Source organism: Streptomyces sp. NPDC053426, from assembly GCF_055585405.1.
This window is the reverse complement of record NZ_JBVJKE010000006.1, coordinates 50,890-69,412: the sequence shown is the minus strand read 5'-3', so window position 1 is coordinate 69,412 and position 18,523 is coordinate 50,890. Positions and strand designations below refer to the sequence as shown.

Below are 18,523 nucleotides of genomic sequence, written 5' to 3'. Positions count from 1 at the left end.
ATAACGATTCCGAGTCGGATCAGTCCTCCGACGCGATCATCGGCAAGCGCGCATCGCCGCCTCCTTAGGATGCCGGGCATGGCTCCCGGCACCCCCGGGGCCGGTGATTCTGCTGGTGGGACCGTCAGCCCCCCACGTCAACGGGTCCCGCCCGGGAAGGATTTCGGTGTTTGCTTCGTTCTCCGCGGGGCCCGCGCGCGGACGCGGGCCGGCCCGCCTCGCCGCAGGGGCGCTGGTGACCGGACTCGTCGCCACAGCCGTACTGGCCGGTGCCGGGACGGCAGCCGCCGCCGACGAGGGGACGGCGCCGGACCACAGCGGGGCGGCCGCGACCATAGGCGGACTCAAGACCTACGGCGCGGCCGTGATACGCGGCGCCGCCGGGGACCAGCAGGTGTCGGCGGGACTGTTCGAGATGTCCGTCGAGGGCGGCGGCATGCTGCAGACGTACTGCGTCGACATCCAGACGCCCACGCAGAAGGACGCCAAGTACCACGAGACCGCCTGGAGCGGGACCTCGCTGGGCACCAACGAGGACGCCGGCCGGATCCGCTGGATCCTGCGGAACTCCTACCCGCAGGTCAACGACCTCGCGGCACTCGCGAAGAAGGCAGGCGTACGCGGCCGGCTCACCGAGCAGGACGCGGCGGCCGGCACCCAGGTGGCCATCTGGCGGTACTCCGACGACGTCTCCGTGGACGCCGTCGACCCCCAGGCCGAGCAGCTCGCCGACTACCTGCAGAAGAACGCCCGCGATCAGGCGGAGCCGAAGGCGTCGCTGGCCCTGGACCCGCCGGCGGTCTCCGGCCGCCCGGGCGAGCGGATCGGCCCGGTGACGGTGCGCACCGACGCGCGCAGCGTGACCGTCTCCCCGCCGGCGGACGCCACCACGACCGGGGTACGGATCGTGGACGAGGACGGCGAGCCCGTCACCACCGCCACCGACGGCAGCCGGATCTTCTTCGAGGTGCCCGAGGACGCGGCGGCCGACACCGCCGAGCTGACCGCGCAGGCCTCGACGACGGTGCCGGTCGGCCGCGCCTTCGTCTCCGAGAGCCGGAGCCAGACGCAGATCCTGGCCGGTTCCAGCGAGTCGACGGTCTCGGCGACGGCGAGCGCCACCTGGGCGCTCAAGGGCGCGATACCCGCGCTGTCCGCCCGCGAGAACTGCGCCGAGGTCGGGGTGGACGTCACCGTCGCCAACCAGGACGACGAGCCGTTCACCTTCGAAGTGGCGGGCGAGGAGCACACCGTCGCGGGCGGCGAGTCCCGCACGGTGACGGTCCCGCTGAGCGAGGACCGGCCCTACGACTTCACGGTCACGGGCCCGAACGGCTTCGAACAGCGCTTCACCGGCATGCTCGACTGTCTCACCCGGGCCGCCGAGATCGGCACCACCACCCACACCCTCACGGGCCCGAGCCCCACCCCCCTGACCGACACCCCCACCGACACCAACCTCGCCGAGACCGGCTCCTCCAGCGCCACCCCGTGGATCGCCGGCACCGCGATCGCCCTGGTCGTCCTCGGCGGAGCGGGCCTGGTCATCACCCGCCGCAGGAACACCCCCTCCGACGACTGAGACACCCCCGGTGCCCGGAGCGGCTCGATGAGGAACGATCGACGTATCCGCCGCCTCGTGGTGGACGGGACCGTCCGGCACTGGTCGGTCCGGCAGCGGGTGAGCCCCGGCCACGCCGACTGCCGGCTGACGCTCTCCCTTTTCCCGGAGGTGCCGGCGCGGGGCGTTCGACGCCGGTACCGGCCGGCAGTGACCGGCGGGGCTCCGGCGCCATTCGGGAAACCCCAGGTCAGAGGAGTCGAAGCTGACGCGTTTCGTCCCTGGGGTGGCGGTGCGGCAAGATGGGGTGTATCTGCCCACTGCCAGATTTCAAGCTGCCGGACGGTTTCTCTTGGCTGAGTTCATTTACACCATGCGCAAGGCGCGCAAAGCGCACGGCGACAAGGTGATCCTCGACGACGTCACCCTGAGCTTCCTGCCGGGGGCGAAGATCGGTGTCGTCGGTCCGAACGGCGCCGGTAAGTCGACCGTTCTCAAGATCATGGCGGGGCTGGAGCAGCCGTCGAACGGCGACGCCTTCCTCACGCCCGGTTACACCGTGGGCATCCTGCTCCAGGAGCCCCCGCTGAACGAGGACAAGACCGTCCTGGAGAACGTCCAGGAGGGTGTCGCCGAGGTCAAGGGCAAGCTCGACCGGTTCAACGAGATCGCCGAGCAGATGGCGACCGAGTACACCGACGAGCTCATGGACGAGATGGGCAAGCTGCAGGAGCAGCTCGACCACGCAGGCGCCTGGGACCTCGACGCCCAGCTCGAGCAGGCCATGGACGCGCTGGGCTGCCCGCCCGGCGACTGGCCGGTCGCCAACCTCTCCGGTGGCGAGAAGCGCCGCGTGGCGCTGTGCAAGCTGCTGCTGGAGGCCCCCGACCTGCTGCTGCTCGACGAGCCCACCAACCACCTCGACGCCGAGTCGGTGAACTGGCTGGAGCAGCACCTCGCCAAGTACGAGGGCACCGTCGTGGCCGTCACCCACGACCGGTACTTCCTGGACAACGTCGCCGGGTGGATCTGCGAGGTCGACCGCGGCCGGCTGCACGGCTACGAGGGCAACTACTCCAAGTACCTGGAGACCAAGGCCGCCCGCCTCAAGGTCGAGGGCGCCAAGGACGCCAAGCGGCAGAAGCGCCTCAAGGAAGAGCTCGAGTGGGTGCGGTCCAACGCCAAGGGGCGGCAGGCCAAGTCCAAGGCGCGTCTGGCCCGGTACGAGGAGATGGCCGCCGAGGCCGACAAGATGCGGAAGCTGGACTTCGAGGAGATCCAGATCCCGCCGGGCCCGCGCCTGGGCAACGTGGTCGTCGAGATCAACAACCTCACCAAGGGCTTCGGCGAGAAGCTCCTCATCGACGACCTGTCGTTCACGCTGCCGCGCAACGGCATCGTCGGGGTCATCGGGCCGAACGGCGCGGGCAAGACCACGCTGTTCAAGATGATCCAGGGTCTTGAGGAGCCGGACTCCGGTTCCATCAAGGTCGGCGAGACCGTCAAGATCTCGTACGTCGACCAGAGCCGCGCCAACATCGACCCCAAGAAGACCCTGTGGGCGGTCGTCTCCGACGAGCTCGACTACATCAACGTCGGCCAGGTCGAGATGCCGAGCCGTGCCTATGTCTCGGCCTTCGGCTTCAAGGGACCGGACCAGCAGAAGCCGGCCGGGGTCCTCTCCGGCGGTGAGCGCAACCGCCTGAACCTCGCGCTCACCCTCAAGCAGGGCGGCAACCTGCTGCTCCTCGACGAGCCGACCAACGACCTCGACGTCGAGACGCTCTCCAGCCTGGAGAACGCCCTGCTCGAGTTCCCCGGGTGCGCCGTGGTCGTCTCCCACGACCGGTGGTTCCTGGACCGGGTCGCCACGCACATCCTCGCCTACGAGGGCGAGTCCAAGTGGTTCTGGTTCGAGGGCAACTTCGAGTCCTACGAGAAGAACAAGGTCGAGCGGCTCGGCCCGGACGCCGCGCGCCCGCACCGCGCCACCTACAAGAAGCTGACCCGGGGCTGATCTCTTGCGGCACATCTACCGCTGCCCGCTGCGCTGGGCGGACATGGACGCGTACGGCCACGTCAACAACGTGGTGTTCCTCCGTTACCTGGAGGAAGCCCGTATCGACTTCCTGTTCCGCCCGGAGAAGGACTTCAAGCAGGGGTCCGTGGTGGCGCGCCACGAGATCGACTACAAGCGGCAGCTCGTCCACCGGCACCACCCGGTCGACATCGAGCTGTGGGTCACGGAGATCAGGGCGGCGTCCTTCACCCTCACCTACGAGGTGAAGGACGACGACCTCGTCTACGTCCGCGCGTCGACGGTGATCGTGCCGTTCGACTTCGAGGCGCAGCGTCCGCGCCGTCTCACCGCGGAGGAGCGCGAGTTCCTCCAGGAGTACACGGACGACACCGCCGGTGAAGAGGAGGAGGCCGTCGCCGCATGACGGTGCTCCACCTCGCCGACGAGAGGGAGGCCGCGGACCTCGCGGCCTTCCTCTCCCGGCTGCTGCACTACGACCGTTCCGCCGCGGTGCGGTTGCAGGCGGCCGGCACGGCGCTCGCCGTCTTCGGCCGGCCGCCCTCCTTCGAGGTGCTCGCCATCCGCGCCGTACGGCTGGCGAAGCCGTACGAGAACGGGCTGGACGTCACGCTGGACGTGACCGTGTCCGCCGGTGAGCTGCTGGAGTCGGTGGACGAGTCCGCCGCCACGGCCGTCGTGCCGGGCGCGGTGACCGGACCGCCGTGGGCCGGGGTGCTGCCGCCGCGCGGCGGCTGGCGGGCCGAGCCAGGACTGCCGGCGCCGCGGGAGCTGAGCGGGCTCGTCGCCGCGTCGGTCGCGGAGTTCCGCTCCCGTACGGAGGAACTGGCGCCCGAGCTGCGGACCAGGGCGGAGCTCGACCGGATCGGGCGGGAGATCTGGTCCCGCACGGTCGCGGAGACCGGGCTTCCGGTGCGGGCGGTGCACGCCGCCCAGTCGCTGGGGTTCCTGCGGGGCGGGGAACAGGGACTGTTCTCCTCGGGGGCGTGGCTCCGGCTGCGCACGCCCTACGGGTCGGTCGCCGTGCGCCGGGCGGGCCTCGGGGCGCTGGGCCTCAGCGTGCGCTGAGGGCGGTCCGCGCACCCGCTCACCGTCCCTCGCTGTCGTCGGGACGGACGGCGATGTGGTCGGGTTCCAGCTCCAGCGCGACGCGGTCACGCATGTTCAGCGCCTTGGTGTACTCGGCGGGAAGCTGGAGGCGTCCGGCGCGGTCGAGCATGGCGTACTCGCGGGCGACGACGGTCTCGTGGCCGGTGGCCGCGTCGACCTCGCTGCGGCGCAGCACCTCGGTGGAGGTACGGCCGTCGCGGATGGCGACCGTGCGGCGGACCTCGCCCGCCACCGCCTGGTCGTGGGTGACGATCACGATGGTCGTGCCGAGCCGTTCGTTCGCGGTGCGGAACGCGGCGAAGATCTGCTCCGCGGTGTGGGAGTCGAGTTCGCCGGTGGGTTCGTCGGCGAGGAGCACGGAAGGGTCGCCGGCGAGGGCCACGGCGATGGCGACGCGCTGCTGCTGACCGCCGGACATCTGATGCGGGCGGCGGTCGCGGCAGTCCGCCACCTCCAGCAGCTCCAGCAGTTCCAGGGCGCGTTCGGCGCGGGCCCGGCGACCGGACCGGGCGCGGTCGCCGCGGCGGCCGGCGAGCTGCATCGGCAGGGCGACGTTCTGCGCCGAGGTCAGATAGGGCAGCAGATTGCGGGAGGTCTGCTGCCAGACGAAGCCGACGACCTCACGGCGGTAGGCCAGGCGGTCCCGGGCGGTCATCGTGAGCAGATCACGGCCGGCCACGCGCGCCGCGCCGGCCGTGGGGGTGTCCAGGCCGGCCAGGATGTTCATCAGGGTCGACTTGCCGCTGCCGGACGCGCCCACGAGCGCCATCAACTCGCCCTCCCGCACCAGGAGGTCGAGCCCCTGGAGCGCCTGCACCTCCACCCCGTCCGCGGTGAAGACACGGACCAGGCGGTCGCAGGTGATGAGCGCGTCATGGCCGTAGGCCGGGCGGTCGCGGTCGGCGGCGACGCGGCCGGCCAGCTCGGCGAGCGTGGGGTCCGAGGTCATCGGGGGCCTCCTGGGCGGGAGTCGGTCGCTGCGGCACCGTACGGGCGGCCCCGGCCGCCGGGAGACCGTGCGGCCACCCGGGCCCCGGAACGGGGGCGGCCGGGCCACGGCCGTGGCGGCCGGGGTGAGGCCGGAGAGGACGCGGGCGAGGAGCGGAATGTCGCGGGTGAGGGGCGGGACGTCGAGGGAAGCGTCGCGGGCACGGCCGCCGTCCGGCCACCCGATCCCCGGGCCCCGGGCCCGGAACGGGGGCGGCCGGGCCACGGCCGTGGCGGCCGGAGTGAGGCGGGGGAGGGCGAGGAGCGGAATGTCGGGGGTGAGGGGCGGGACAGCGAAGGAGGCGCCGCCGGGGAGGGTGCCGGGGGAGGCGTCGGGGAGGGTGCCTGGTGGATCATCGGGCATCGCCCGCCCTCAGCTCCCGTACCGATCCTCTGCGTCCCGTCCACCAGGCCTGTGCCGCCGCGATCCCGACGGTGACGGCCACCACGGCCAGCGCCGGTACCAGCAGGGACACCGGGTCGGTGCGCAGCGCCGCCCGCCCCGCCGGGGACGCGGACGAGGAGACGGCGACGGCCGTCAGGTCGATGCCGGGCGACAGCAGCCGGATGGCGGCCCACGCCGTGGCGGTGCCGCCGGCCGCCGCGAGCAGCGCCTGCGGCAGGGACTCCAGGACGAGCAGGCGGCGGCCCTGGGCGCGGGTGAGGCCCATGGTGCGCAGCCGGGCCAGCAGCGCGGCGCGTTCGGGCGCGGCGCGCAGCAGGGTCAGCAGCAGGGCGAGCACCGCGTACCCGGCGCCCGCCGCCACCGCCGCCGTGTAGACGCGCTCGGCGCCGGACTGCAGGGGCGAGTCGACGTACCGCGCGAACTGTTCCGTCCGGAGCTGCACCCGCGCGGCACCGCCCGCCGCCTCGCGCAGCGCCCCCGCGTCCGGCCGGCCCCCGGTCACCAGCAGCGTGGTCGGACGGCCGGGGCCGTCGGGCAGCCCGGAGCGGTCCACGACCAGGAAGTCCAGCCCGGCCAGCACCGGGGTCCGCTCCCGCACCTCCACGATCCGTACGGTGATGTCACTGCCGTCCTCCAGGCGCACCCGGAACGGCCGGGTGCCGTAGCGGTCGGCGACCTCCGGGGAGGCCAGGGCGGGCAGGGCACCGGCACCGGACGCCTTCAGCACCTCCGGATCGAAGGCGCCGATGTCCGTGTGCCGGCTGAGGGCCGCGTAACCGGCCGGGTCGACCCCGGCCACCGGCACGGTCAGCCGGCCGCCCGGGGGCATGCCGTCGTAGGAGACGCTCACGGCGGTGACGTCCCGGACGCCGGGTGCGCGCCGGACCCGCTCGGCGAGCCCCGACGGCAACGGCTGCATCCCCTCGACGCGGGCGTCGGCGCCGACCGCGAGGACGGCCGCGCGGTCCCGGGCGTCGGCCACACCGGCGAGGACGGAACCGCCGAACGCGGCCGTGGTCAGCGCCGTCAGCAGGGCGAGCAGCGGCAGCACCGCGGACCCGGACGTACGGCCCGCGCGGGCCAGCGACAGCGGGCCCACCACACCCCGCAGCCGCCCGGCCGGACGGGCCAGCCCGCGCAGCGGCAGCGGGTACAGCCGCACCAGCACCAGCGCGGCGATCACCCCCACCAGCACCGGGGCCGGCGACACCAGCCCGTCCCCGGACGCCCCCTCGCCGTCCGGCGCACCGCGCGTGCGCAGCGCCACGACCGCGCCCGCCGCCAGCGTGAGCAGCGTGAGTTCGGCGACCGTGCGACGCCGTGACGGGCGGGCCGAGGCGAGGTCGTCACGGGCGGCGTGCACCCGTACCGCGCGGTGCGCGGCGACGGCCCGCAGCGGCAGCGCCACGGAGGCGAGCAGGGCGACGGCACCGGCGGCGGCCACGGCGTACGACGACCGGCCCCCGCCGACCGCGAGCCGGGCGGCGGCCAGGCCCAGGGCGGCGGCCGGCACGGCGACCACCGCCGTCTCCGCCAGCAGCCGTCCGGTGAGACCGCGCAGGGAGGCGCCGCGGGCACGCAGCAGGGTCAGCTCGGCGCGGCGCCGGTCGGCGGCGAGACCGCCCGCCATCAGCAGGACGACGGCCGCGACCGTGCCGGTGCCGAAGGCGGCGACGGCCACCAGGGGACCGATGACGGAACGCAGCCCGGTGTACTCGGCGAACACCTCGTCGAGCGAGGTCTCCGCTTCCACGGTCGGCGCGGCGACCGCACGGGCCCGCTGGAGCAGCGGACCCGCCTCCAGGGAGGCGACGGCCGACGTCAGCCGCGGCAGGTCGTAGCCGTGCAGGGCGGACACCTCGGGGGCCAGCATCCAGTACCGCTCCGGGAGCCCGCCCGTGCCCAGCAGCGCCGGGGCCGCGTCCGGGGGCAGCAGCAGCGCGCCGACCCAGAACACGCTGCGCGACGGATCGCCGGGCACGGTCATCAGGCTCGGGCCGCGCAGCACGGGGTCCGTCGACCAGTACGCCTGACGCGGCGCGCGCGGTTCGACGACGCCGGTGACCCGCACCGCGAGCGGGGCGCGCTCCACACCGGGCACGTGGAGGACCGAGCCCACCTCGATGTTCAGTTTCCGGGCCGTCTCCGCGGTGACGGCGGCCTCGACCTCCGTCGTCGACGCGGTGACGCCGTCCGGGGCCTTCGGCAGCCGGCCCTCCCGCAGCCGGGAGTGGCCGGCGAGCCCGCTCGGGGCGACGAGGTGGAACTGCGGGGCGATCCCGTCCGGCCGGGACAGATACGGCTCCGGGGCCGCCAGCCGCCGGGTGGTGCGCACACCGTAGGACGACTGGTCCGGGTCGAGCGGGAGGGAACGGCCGGGCAGCGCGAAGAGCTTCGCGTAGGGGCCGCGCACGGCGTCCTCGCGCAGCTGCTCCTCCCACGTTTCGAGGGGTACGACGCCGTCGGGCCGGGAGGCGTACAGCTGGACGGTGGTGCGGCCGGGCCCGGCCACCTCCATCGACCGGCGCAGCCCCGCGTCGCCGTACCGGTCGACCGCGAGCGGCAGCGCGGCGGCCAGGAACGCGGTCACCGCGACCAGCACCGCGAGCGCCGCGGCCGCGCCGGGCGCCGACCGCAACCGGGTACGCACCCAGGGCACGCCCACCCGCACCCGCCCCAAAGTCCGCTCGCTCACGTCACTCGCCTCCCCGTTCCCGCAGTGACGTCACCGGGTCCGCCCTGCGCAGGGCCAGTACGGCCGTGATCAGCAGGGGGGCCGCGGCCACGGCGGCCAGGAGGGCGGCCACCCGGGCGGGGGGCAGCTCCACCAGGACTCCGGGGACCGGGCGGGTGGCCTCCGTGGTCAGCATGATCAGGGGGATCACCGCACGGGCCAGCACCGCGCCGAGCAGGACGCCCACCGCCAGCGCCAGACCGACCAGCACCCCCTGCTCGACGAGCACCACCCGGGCCAGCCGCCGCCGGGAGGCGCCGAGCGCGCGCAGCACCGCGAACTCGGCGGACCGTTCCCGCAGCGACCCCGCCGCGCTCACCGCGAACCCGACCGCCGTCAGCGCCGCCGCCGCGAGGGCCGCCGCCCCGAACGCGGTGCCCGGCCCGGCGCCGAACGGGTCGTCGCGCAGCTCCTCGGCGATCTCGTCCCGCACCACCACCCGGGACGGATCGATGTCGGGCCGGCCGCGCAGCGCCTCCGCCACCCGCGCCGACGCGCCCGGCTCGGTCGCCAGCCACCACTCGTTCGGCAGCACGCTCTCCCCCTGGCGCGCCTGGATCATCCGGTTGACGGACCGCAGGTCGACGAGGAGGGCCCCGCCGTCGTCCTTCCCGCCGACCGGCGTGGACGGCAGCTCCCGCACCGCCCGCACGAGCCGCAGCGGCACGGTGACCCCGCCGATCCGCACGTCCACCCGCTGCCCCGCCCGCGCGCCCGTGGAGGCGAGGTAGCGGTCCGTCGCCACGGCGGTGACCTCGGACGACGACGGCTGCGGCACCTGGAGGCCGACGGTGAGCGGAGAGGGACGCCAGGCCAGGTCCGCCGGGAGGTAGCCGGTGCCGTAGACGACGGTCGTCGGGTCGTCGGAGACCACGCGGGGCCGGTCGGGGCCGGTGTCCCCGCCGGGGGAGGACACCGCGCCACCGGCGCGGACGGACAGTTTCCACTCGTCCGGCAGCGACAGCTCCCGCTCCCGGCCGCCGGTGTCCGTGGCGGTCAGCGCCGCCAGGGTGAGGCGGTGCCGCTCGGCCTTCCCGACCGGCTGGACCAGCTCCAGCCGGAGCCCGGTCAGCGTCAGCGCGCCCAGCGGCGCCTCGGCGGCCGCCGCGAGGTCGAAGGCGAGGTCGTGGGGGCGTCCGTCGGCGGGCAGCCCGCCGAGGCCGAGCGTGTACGGGGTGCCGTAGGAGTCCTCCACGGTGGCACTGACGTCGACCGAGGCCCCCGCGTCCGCGCCCCGCAGCGCCGCCGTCAGCGCCAGCCGCGCGGTGCCCGCCGGCACGCGGACGCCCGCCGCGGCGCCCTTCGGCGGCAGCTCGGACACCATCGCGGGCACCGGCACCGGCGCCAGGTCGGAACGCATCAGCACCGTGTCCGCCGCGTGCGCGGTGTCCAGCGCCAGCACGGTCGCCGTCCGCCCGCCGGACAGCGGCACGGTCGTACGGAAGGCGGGAGCGGACGCGCGTACGCCGGACACGGCCGCGTACGCCTGACCGCGGCCGAACACGTCCTCCCCGGTGGCCAGGACCCGCACCGGCGCACCGGCCCGGAAGTCCGCCTGCTCGTCCTGCGAGCGCTCCCACGAGGAGCCCTGGCCGATCGCCAGCATGCCCAGCGCCACGGCGAGCACCAGCAGCAGCACCGGGCCGGCCCCGCGCATCGGGCGGCGGCTGAACTGCCAGCCCGCCAGCGCCCCCGGCAGCCCCCGGCCGCGGGCCGCCCACCGCTCGGCCAGCCGCGCCGCCGGCGGCAGCAGCCGCAGCGTCAGCACCGTACCGGCGAGCAGCGCCAGCGCCGGGGTGACCACGAGCAGCGGATCGACGCCGAGGTCCTCGCCGACGGCACCGGAGGGCCGGCGGCTCAGCCGCCAGTACGCCACACCGGCCACCACCAGCAGACCCACGTCCGCGCCCGCGCGCACCACGCCCGGCAGCGGTCTGGCACGGCCGGCCGTGAAGGAGGAGACGAGCGCCGGGACCGTGACGGCCAGCGCGCAGCCCAGCGCCACGCCCGCCGCCACCAGCCACACCGCGCCGCGTCCGGCGACCGCGCCGACGGAGGCGTCCAGGCGCAGCCCGATCCGGGCCAGCGCGCCCTGCCCGGCGAGCAGCCGGACGAGCGGTCCCGCGAGCAGCGGGGCGCAGGCCGCCGCGGGCACGGCCAGCAGCAGCGCCTCCAGGGCGGCGAGCCGGGCCACCTGGGCGCGGGAGGCGCCGCGGGCCCGCAGCAGCAGGGTCTCGCCCGCGCGTTCGGTGCTCAGCAGCCGGGCCACCAGCAGCAGGGCGCACGCGGCGAGGAGGGCGAGCTGGAGCGCGATGACCAGCAGCGTGGAGCGGGAGACGAGCAGGGAGCGCTCGATGCGGTCCAGCGCGGCGGGCAGCTCGCTCGTGGCGGTCGCCGTGCCGTCCAGTGCCTCGGCCTCGGGCAGGTCGGCGATGCCTTCGCGCACGGCTTCGCGCAGCGCGTCGATCCGCTCGGTCGTCATCGTCGAGAAGTCGGCCGACGCCAGCCATCCCGAGGGGCCCGTGCTGACCTTGTCCCCGGTTCCGGTTCCGGCTCCGGCTCCGGTGAACAGGGTGGGGTCGGCGAGCAGGGGGCCGTACGTCGTGAAGTGTCCCTTGACGATCCCGCGGCCGTTCAGGTCGTCCAGCCGCCAGTAGGGCGCGGCGGTGTCCACGGGCCGGTACAGGCCGGTGATCCGGATCTTCGCCGGTGGTCCGTCGAGCCGGTTGTCCAGGGTGAGGCGGGCGCCCGGCTCCAGGGCGAGGGCGCGGGCGGCGGTCTCCGGGAGGGCGGCCTCGATCTCCGCGCCGGTGACCTTCGCGGGCATCCGGCCCTCGGTGATCCGCACCTGGGTGCGGTCCAGTGCGGCGAAGTGCGTGAGGTCGGGTTCGTCCGTCCTCGCGCGTTCGTCCGGGGAGCGGAGGGAGCCGGGGAGGGCGTACGGGCCGGAGCGGACGAGGGTGCGCAGCGTCACCGGCAGTCCGTCGAAGGCCTCGCGGGTGCCTTCGCGTACGGCGGTGTCGGCGGCGGTGCGGCTCGCCGCCGGGACGGTCTCGGCCTTGACGGTGAGGGTGGTGTCGGCGGCGTCGCGGGGGGCCGCCAGGGCGTGGCGCAGGGAGGCGTCGCCGATGGTGGTGGAGTAGGCGGTGAGGGTGGCGAGGACGGCCGTGGTGAGGAGGACGGTGAGGAGGGCGGCCGCGAGGAGGGGTTTGTGCGCGTGTGCGCGGGCGAGTGTGAATCTCGCCGAGTCCCCTGCGGATGGCACCGCAACCCCCCGTGGTTGTCCGGACCTTCGGGTGATGTTGTCAGAGGGGGTGGGGTGGGGGTAACCGTTCGGGGGGTGGGTTTGATCGGATCGTGATCGGAAATCGGGGTCGGGGTACCGGAATGCGATCGGGGAGGGGGAGGGTTTTCTTCGCCCCGCCGCCCCTTCCCGTCCCGTCCCGGGGCTCCGCCCCGGACCCCGCTCCTCAAACTCCCCCAGAGGGGGCACCCCCAGAGGGGCTGGATTGTGCCGGAGGGGCTGGTTCAGTCCGGGGAGTTGATCATGGATGCCGCCGCGTACGTCATGTACTTCCACAACGTCTGTTCGTGTTCCTCGGGCAGGCCCAGTTCGTCGACGGCGTCGCGCATGTGCTTCAGCCATGCGTCGTGTGCCGCCCGGTCGACCTTGAACGGGACGTGGCGCATCCGCAGGCGCGGGTGGCCGCGGTTCTCGCTGTAGGTGGTCGGGCCGCCCCAGTACTGCATCAGGAACAGCACGAGCCGCTCCTCGGCCGGGCCCAGGTCCTCCTCGGGGTACATGGGCCGCAGCAGTGGATCGTCGGCCACCCCCACGTAGAAACGGTGGACGAGCCGGCGGAAGGTCTCCTCCCCGCCGACCTGCTCGTAGAAGGTCTGCTCCTGAAGCGTGCCGCGCCGAATCTCTGTCACGTCGTCCATGGTCTCAGACACGCCGGCATAGGACTTGAGGCCTAGGACCGCCCTACTGTGGAGACATGGGTGGACAGGACCGCGGGCTGCGGGCCGCGCTCGTGCGGGAGATCGGTGCGAGCGGGGCCTTCGACGCCGACCCGGTGTGGCGGGAGGCGTTCGCCGCCGTGCCGCGCCACCTGTTCGTGCCGTACTACTACGTGGGCGTCGTCGGCGGCTACGAACGCCGGTGGGGCGAGAACCCCGACCCCGAGGCGCGCGAGCGGTGGCTGCGCGGCGCGTACGAGGACACCCCGCTGGCGATCCGGCTGCGCGACGGCGAGCTGCTCTCCTCCAGCAGCCAGCCCTCCCTCATGGCGCTGATGCTGGCCGGCCTGGAGGTGCGGGACGGGCAGAGCGTCCTGGAGATCGGCACCGGCAGCGGGTACAACGCCGCCCTGCTCGCCCACCGGCTCGGCGACGACGACCTGGTCACCACGGTCGATCTCGACCCGGACATCACCGAGCCGGCCGCCCGGCACCTGGCCGCCGCCGGACACCGTCCGGCCGTCGTCACCGGCGACGGCGCGCGCGGGGTGCCCGCACGCGCCCCCTTCGACCGGATCATCGCGACCTGCGCCCTGCCGTCCGTCCCGCGCGCCTGGCTCGCCCAGTGCCGTCCGGGCGGCCGGATCCTCGCCCCGTTCGCCACCGGCCTGGTCGTGCTCACCGTGCGCGACGCGGGTCACGCCGAGGGGCGCTTCCTGCACACGCCCGCCTACTTCGTCCCGCTGCGAGGCGCGAGCCGCTCGTGGCAGGAGCAGCCCGATCCGGAAGGGCTGCCGGCCGTGGCCCGGGGAAGCGATCTGTTCCGGTTCCTGCTGGCGCTGACCGCCGGTGCCCTCGAACCGCGGGAGGCGTACGGCCTCTGGGAGCGCGAGGGCAGGCCGCAGCGCGAACGCTACGGCCTCACCGTCGACGCCGAGGGCGACCGAGCCTGGCTGGACGACCCCGCAGGGCCGCACGCCTGGCCGGTGCCCGCCGCCTAGCGCCGGTGCTCAGCCCCGGCGGATGGTGATCGTCGTCCAGGCGCCCACGTGGACCCGGTCGCCGTCCTGGAGCGGGACCGGGACGAACGGCTGGATCGGCTCGTCCGAGCCGTTGACCGTCGTGCCGTTCGTCGAGTTCTGGTCGACGACCGCCCAGGTGCCGTCCGGCTGCTGCACCAGCACCGCGTGCTGGTGGGAGACGCCCGGGTCCTCCGGCGGGGTCGACAGATCGATGTCGGGGGTGTCGCCGGTGGAGTGGCGACGGCGCCCGATGGTGATCTGGTTGCCGGTGAGCGTGCGCTGCTGCTCGGGCGAGTACGCGGGCAGGTTCAGGCCCGCGGCCTCGGGGCCGGAGCGCTGCATCATCGCCATGAAGTACTCGCGGTCCGGACCGATGGTCGCGGTCCAGGTCGCCGGGCCCTGCGGCTGCTGCGGGAAGCCGCCGGGCCCGGGCGGCGCCTGGGTCGCGCCGGGCTGCGGATAGCCGTAACCGCCGCGCTGACCGGGACCGTTCGGGCCACCGGGACCGGGACCGGGGCCGCCGGGACCACCGGGGCCGCCGGTCGGCGGGGAGATCACCCAGTCGTCGTCACCGCCGCCGAAGGGCGACCCGCCCGGCTGGGGGCGGCCGGTCTCCTGCGGGAACCCGGGCGGGGCCGACGATCCGGGCTGGAACGCCTGCGGAGCACCGGGTCCGTTCGGACCACCGGGGCCGCCGGGGCCACCGAAGCCGCCGGGACCGTTCGGGCCACCAGGTCCACCCGGACCGTTCGGACCACCGGGGCCGCTGAAGCCGCCGGGACCGTTCGGGCCACCAGGACCACCGGGTCCACCCGGGCCGTTCGGGCCACCAGGCCCACCGAAGCCGCCAGGACCGCCGGACCCGCCGGGGCCACCGGGTCCGTTGGGCCCGCCGGGACCGTTCGGACCGCCCGGACCACCGAAGCCGCCAGGACCGCCGGACCCGCCGGGACCGTTAGGCCTTGGCGGCCCATCGGGCCCACCGAAGCCACCGGGCCCGCCGGGGCCGTTCGGACCGCCGGGTCCACCAGGTCCGTCAGGACCGCCGAAGCCGCCCGGGCCACCGGGGCCGTTCGGACCGCCGGGGCCTCCAGGGCCGCCGGGACCGCCGAAGCCGCCGGGGCCACCAGGTCCGTTCGGACCACCGGGTCCGTTCGGTCCGCCCGGACCTCCGGGCCCGCCCGGACCCGGAGGCGGCGGTACCGGTCGTGAGGGGTCGCCGCCGAAGCCGGGCGGGCCCGGGGGGATCGGTTCGGCGGGGCGGTTCATCTGTGAGGGGCGTGAGCCCTGATAGTCGTACGAGTCACCGCCGCCGTACGACGGTCCGCCGGGCGGCTGCTGGAAGGGACCGCCCGGACCCGGGCCGGGGGCCGGCGGACGCGGGGCGGCCGGGGTGTACGAGGTCGCCGTGTTCGTCAGGAAGTTCCACCGGCACTCCTCGCAGAACGGCGCCGCGCCCTCACGCGGCGTACGGCACTGCGGGCACAGCTCCGTCCGGCCGCCGCCGGGGCCGCCGCCGAAACCACCAGGGCCGCCGGGACCGCCGCCGGGCGGCGGGAATCCGTAACCGCCGCCACCGGGTGCGGGCGGCGGCGGGGGAGGAGGTGGGGGCACGGCACCCGCCATGCGGTGACCGCACACCTCGCACCAGTCGTCGGAACCCGACTGGTGTCCGTTCGGGCAGGTCGGCATGTCGGCGCTTCCCCCTCTCCTTGTCCGGCCGGTTCCGGCCGGTTTCTCCCACCCCGAGGGGTCGGGCTCGACTACTTACGGATCACTTCTTTACACGAACAGTCTTTGTCGACCGAGTCTCGAGCGTCATCTCGTCGGCCTCCTCGACCTTCGCCTTCAGTCGCACAGTACCCGTCGCGGCGTCGACCACGTCCACCACCTTCGAAAGCAGTTTCGCAGTATCCGCGTTGCCGGACGCGCTCGCGAGCTGCACGGCCCTGCCCAGTTTGGCCGTCGCTCCATCGATATCCCCCTCTTTGCGGAGATCCAGACCCTGTTGGATGACTTCCGCCAGTTCCGCTTGCCCGGTGTAGTGGGCGACCTGGGGGTTGATCGAGGTCGAGGCGGCCATGTCGTCCGTCCACACGGCCCGGACCAGACCCTGCGCCCCGAGGTTGCGCACGCTGCCGTCGGACGACTGCGGGATCACCAGCGACAGCCGGGCCGCCAGCATCTCCTGCCCGATGTTCGCGGGCGGCACCTCGACGCAGACGTGGTAGTCGCGGGACTCGTCGCCCCAGGAACCCAGCGGGTAGTCGCCCGCGCGCGGACCCGCCTCCGTACGGCGATCGGTCAGCTCCTCGACCGTCGGCGCGACCTGCTTGACGAACCTCACCGTCGTGCCGACCGGGGTCCACAGCCGCAGCGAGACGTCCGCGACCTCCTTGCCCATCGCCGTCTCCATCATCCGCGTGAAGTCGGCGGCGAGACCGGCCGGATCGGCGACGATGTCGGCGGTGCCGAGGAGGGCGGAGGCGATGGCTGTGACTTCTTTCACTTCCCAGTCGGTGCCCACACCGCGGGCGTCACAGGTGAAACGCCCGGCGCAGGCGTCCAGGGCCGCCTTCAGGTCCTCCGCCGACTCGTGCTCGTTGCGGCCGTCGGTGAGCAGGATGCCGTGCCGGATCGCCACGTCCGCCGACGCCAGCAGCCGGTCGGCCAGCCGCAGCCAGGTGCCGATCGCCGTGCCGCCGCCCGCGCTCAGCTTCCGCAGCGCCTGCTTGGCCTGCTCGCGGGTGGCGGCGTCGGCGACCGCCAGGCCGCCACCGCCCGGATACACCTCCTTGGCCACGTGCGTGCCGCCGACCACCGCGAAGTTCACGCCGTCGCGCAGGGCGTCGATCGCGGCGGCCGTCGCGTCGCGGGCGTTGCGCATCTTGGTCGGCGGGTAGTCCATCGAGCCCGAGCAGTCGACCATGAGGACCACGGCCGCCGACGGGCCCTGGCCGGGCGGGTAGAGGTGGGGCGCCGCCACCGCGCTGCCGATGGTGCCGCCGCCGGTCGCGGTCACCGTGACGATGGCGTTGACCTCGCGGCCGCCCTCCGGCAGGTACTCGTTCTGGTACACGTCCACCGAGAACTGCGGCACGTTCGATTTCGAGAAATTGGCCATGCCTGTTTCGATCCCCCTTGGGTGCCCCGACGGCGCGGGGCGACGACGGATGACGGACCGGTCCCCTCCGGTCCGTCGATGCTTCCCCGTGCGAGGCGTCCCGTAAGCGGCCTCAGGCCGATCCTGCCCCCTGCGGGACGGCCGGGAACGGCACGAGGGCCACTGTTACGTTGTCGTGGCCCCCGCCGTCGAGGGCGTGACCGACCAGTACCCGGGCGGCGTGCAGCGGTCGTACGGCCGCGTCCGCGGGCACGGCCTCGGCCATCTCGTCGGCCGACTCCGCGTAGTTCCACAGGCCGTCCGTGCAGACCACGACCACACCGGGCCGGTCCGGCTTGAACGAGGCGGTGTGCGGCTCCAGTTCGTACGCGTCGGCGCCGAGCCAGCCGGTGATCGCGTGGGCGCGCTGGTCGGCGTACGCCTCGGCCTCGCCCATCAGGCCCGCGGCGACCATCTGCGCGGCCCACGAGTCGTCCTCGGTGAGCCGGGCCGCCGGGGTGGAGCGGTCGACCGGGATCCAGTAGACGCGGCTGTCGCCGACCCAGCCGACCACCAGCAGACCGGCCGTCACCACGGCGCCGACGATGGTGCACGCCGGGGCGTTCTGGTGCGGGGCGTGTTCACGGGCCGCCGCGGGCTCGTCGGCCAGCGCGTTGACCGCCTCGGAGGCGGCGACGATCGCGTCGTGCATCGCCTGCTGCGGGTGCGTGCCGCGCGGCAGGGCCGCGAGCAGGGACTCGTTCGCCGCGCGGGAGGCGGCGAGTGACGCCTCGTCGGGGCGGGTCGCGGAGGAGACGCCGTCGCAGACGATCGCCACGGAGGCGGGGGAGCCGTCGGGCAGCGCCGTGGTGCTCACGGCGAAGGCGTCCTCGTTGCGGTGGTGGCGCAGGCCGCGGTCGCTGACCGCGCCGATCGGTCCGCTTTCCTGTTCCATGTGGTCCCGTTCGCGTGGCTGGGCGTGGCCGCAGTTCTCGCAGTAGCCGTCGTCGTCGACCCGTCCCGCACGGCAGGCCACACACACCGCGGCACCGGTCCCCGCCGACTCGGCCGCCACCCGCGGGTCCGGCGCCTGGAGCGGATACTCGTCGGGCTGCGCGGCCCGCTCCTCCGACCGCGCACGCCGGTCGAACCGCACCCCGGACGACGGCGCGGGGGGCTCCGCCGACGGGGGCGGCGGCACGGCACCAGCCGACTCCGGCGGTACGGGGGCGCCTTCGGCCCGGGACGGCGGCACGGGCGTCACCTGCGCCGGGGGCGGCGGTACGGGGGCACCCTGGGCCGGTGTTCCCCGGCCGGCCGGCGTGTCGGGCAGGGGGGTGCCGGCCGGGTGGTGGGCCGGTGGGGTGGTGGGCCAGGACGGCGCGGCGGGCGGGGCCGACGGCGGCCGGGGCCGGTCACGGTCCGCCGAAGCCTGCGGCGGCACCGAGCCGTTCATGGCGGTCGTCGGCTCGTCCCGCGGCCGTGCGGGGACCACGGACAGGTCGTATCCGCACGCACCGCAGAAACGATCACCCGACTCGAGGGGTTCCTCGCAGCTCGGGCATTTCGACAGAGCGGCCTGCTGAGGCATCTGCGACATCA

12 protein-coding genes are annotated in these 18,523 nt (G+C 74.6%); 5 read left to right on the top strand and 7 right to left on the bottom strand.

What is annotated here, in order from left to right; all coding sequences use genetic code 11:
• Nucleotides 1-166 precede the first annotated feature (166 nt).
• From ACZ62B_RS14105 to ACZ62B_RS14090, 4 genes are all read left to right on the top strand, one after another.
• Complete coding sequence (locus ACZ62B_RS14105) at nucleotides 167-1,582, top strand: Cys-Gln thioester bond-forming surface protein (protein WP_344563350.1); 1,416 nt, start codon at nucleotides 167-169, stop codon at nucleotides 1,580-1,582.
• A gap of 331 nt (nucleotides 1,583-1,913) precedes the next feature.
• Nucleotides 1,914-3,578, top strand: coding sequence for an energy-dependent translational throttle protein EttA (gene ettA, locus ACZ62B_RS14100; RefSeq protein ID WP_344563348.1), 1,665 nt, complete (start codon nucleotides 1,914-1,916; stop codon nucleotides 3,576-3,578).
• 4 nt (nucleotides 3,579-3,582) lie between these two features.
• On the top strand, nucleotides 3,583-4,005 hold the full coding sequence (locus ACZ62B_RS14095) for an acyl-CoA thioesterase (protein WP_344563346.1): 423 nt from the start codon (nucleotides 3,583-3,585) through the stop codon (nucleotides 4,003-4,005).
• On the top strand, nucleotides 4,002-4,667 hold the full coding sequence (locus ACZ62B_RS14090; RefSeq protein WP_468878246.1) for a DUF8010 domain-containing protein: 666 nt from the start codon (nucleotides 4,002-4,004) through the stop codon (nucleotides 4,665-4,667). The genes ACZ62B_RS14095 and ACZ62B_RS14090 overlap by 4 nt, the downstream gene beginning before the upstream one ends.
• Nucleotides 4,668-4,686: 19 nt before the next feature.
• Here ACZ62B_RS14090 and ACZ62B_RS14085 read toward each other — a convergent pair whose 3' ends face one another.
• The 4 genes from ACZ62B_RS14085 to ACZ62B_RS14070 form a co-directional block, all read right to left on the bottom strand.
• Nucleotides 4,687-5,658, bottom strand: coding sequence for an ABC transporter ATP-binding protein (locus ACZ62B_RS14085; RefSeq protein ID WP_344563764.1), 972 nt, complete (start codon nucleotides 5,656-5,658; stop codon nucleotides 4,687-4,689).
• Between the two features lie 391 nt (nucleotides 5,659-6,049).
• Entirely contained in the window at nucleotides 6,050-8,797 is a 2,748-nt protein-coding gene (locus ACZ62B_RS14080) for an FtsX-like permease family protein (RefSeq protein ID WP_469690433.1), read from the bottom strand.
• 1 nt (nucleotide 8,798) lies between these two features.
• Nucleotides 8,799-12,101, bottom strand: coding sequence for an FtsX-like permease family protein (locus ACZ62B_RS14075; protein ID WP_469690431.1), 3,303 nt, complete (start codon nucleotides 12,099-12,101; stop codon nucleotides 8,799-8,801).
• A 263-nt stretch (nucleotides 12,102-12,364) separates the two neighbouring features.
• Nucleotides 12,365-12,778, bottom strand: a complete 414-nt coding sequence (locus ACZ62B_RS14070) for a globin (RefSeq protein ID WP_344563762.1) — start codon at nucleotides 12,776-12,778, stop codon at nucleotides 12,365-12,367.
• A gap of 56 nt (nucleotides 12,779-12,834) precedes the next feature.
• On the opposite strand from ACZ62B_RS14070, the gene ACZ62B_RS14065 reads away from it, so the two are divergent.
• Complete coding sequence (locus ACZ62B_RS14065) at nucleotides 12,835-13,797, top strand: methyltransferase domain-containing protein (RefSeq protein ID WP_469690429.1); 963 nt, start codon at nucleotides 12,835-12,837, stop codon at nucleotides 13,795-13,797.
• Nucleotides 13,798-13,806: 9 nt separating this feature from the next.
• On the opposite strand, the gene ACZ62B_RS14060 is transcribed toward ACZ62B_RS14065, so the two are convergent.
• The 3 genes from ACZ62B_RS14060 to ACZ62B_RS14050 all read right to left on the bottom strand — a co-directional run bounded on the left by ACZ62B_RS14060 (nucleotide 13,807) and on the right by ACZ62B_RS14050 (nucleotide 18,521).
• Entirely contained in the window at nucleotides 13,807-15,510 is a 1,704-nt protein-coding gene (locus tag ACZ62B_RS14060; RefSeq protein WP_469690427.1) for an FHA domain-containing protein, read from the bottom strand.
• Nucleotides 15,511-15,592: 82 nt separating this feature from the next.
• Nucleotides 15,593-16,942 (bottom strand): vWA domain-containing protein, encoded by a 1,350-nt coding sequence (locus tag ACZ62B_RS14055; RefSeq protein ID WP_344563334.1) that lies wholly within the window; start codon nucleotides 16,940-16,942, stop codon nucleotides 15,593-15,595.
• Between the two features lie 112 nt (nucleotides 16,943-17,054).
• Nucleotides 17,055-18,521: a PP2C family serine/threonine-protein phosphatase gene (locus ACZ62B_RS14050; protein ID WP_468723437.1), complete on the bottom strand. Its 1,467-nt coding sequence runs from the start codon at nucleotides 18,519-18,521 to the stop codon at nucleotides 17,055-17,057.
• Nucleotides 18,522-18,523 lie beyond the last annotated feature (2 nt).

Coding starts and splice junctions, on each gene's coding strand:
- ACZ62B_RS14055 (WP_344563334.1), bottom strand. CDS start 16,942: ATGGCCAATTTCTCGAAATCGAACGTGCCGCAGTTCTCGGTGGACGTG.
- ACZ62B_RS14085 (WP_344563764.1), bottom strand. CDS start 5,658: ATGACCTCGGACCCCACGCTCGCCGAGCTGGCCGGCCGCGTCGCCGCC.
- ACZ62B_RS14070 (WP_344563762.1), bottom strand. CDS start 12,778: ATGGACGACGTGACAGAGATTCGGCGCGGCACGCTTCAGGAGCAGACC.
- ACZ62B_RS14060 (WP_469690427.1), bottom strand. CDS start 15,510: ATGCCGACCTGCCCGAACGGACACCAGTCGGGTTCCGACGACTGGTGC.
- ACZ62B_RS14090 (WP_468878246.1), top strand. CDS start 4,002: ATGACGGTGCTCCACCTCGCCGACGAGAGGGAGGCCGCGGACCTCGCG.
- ACZ62B_RS14065 (WP_469690429.1), top strand. CDS start 12,835: ATGGGTGGACAGGACCGCGGGCTGCGGGCCGCGCTCGTGCGGGAGATC.
- ACZ62B_RS14050 (WP_468723437.1), bottom strand. CDS start 18,521: ATGTCGCAGATGCCTCAGCAGGCCGCTCTGTCGAAATGCCCGAGCTGC.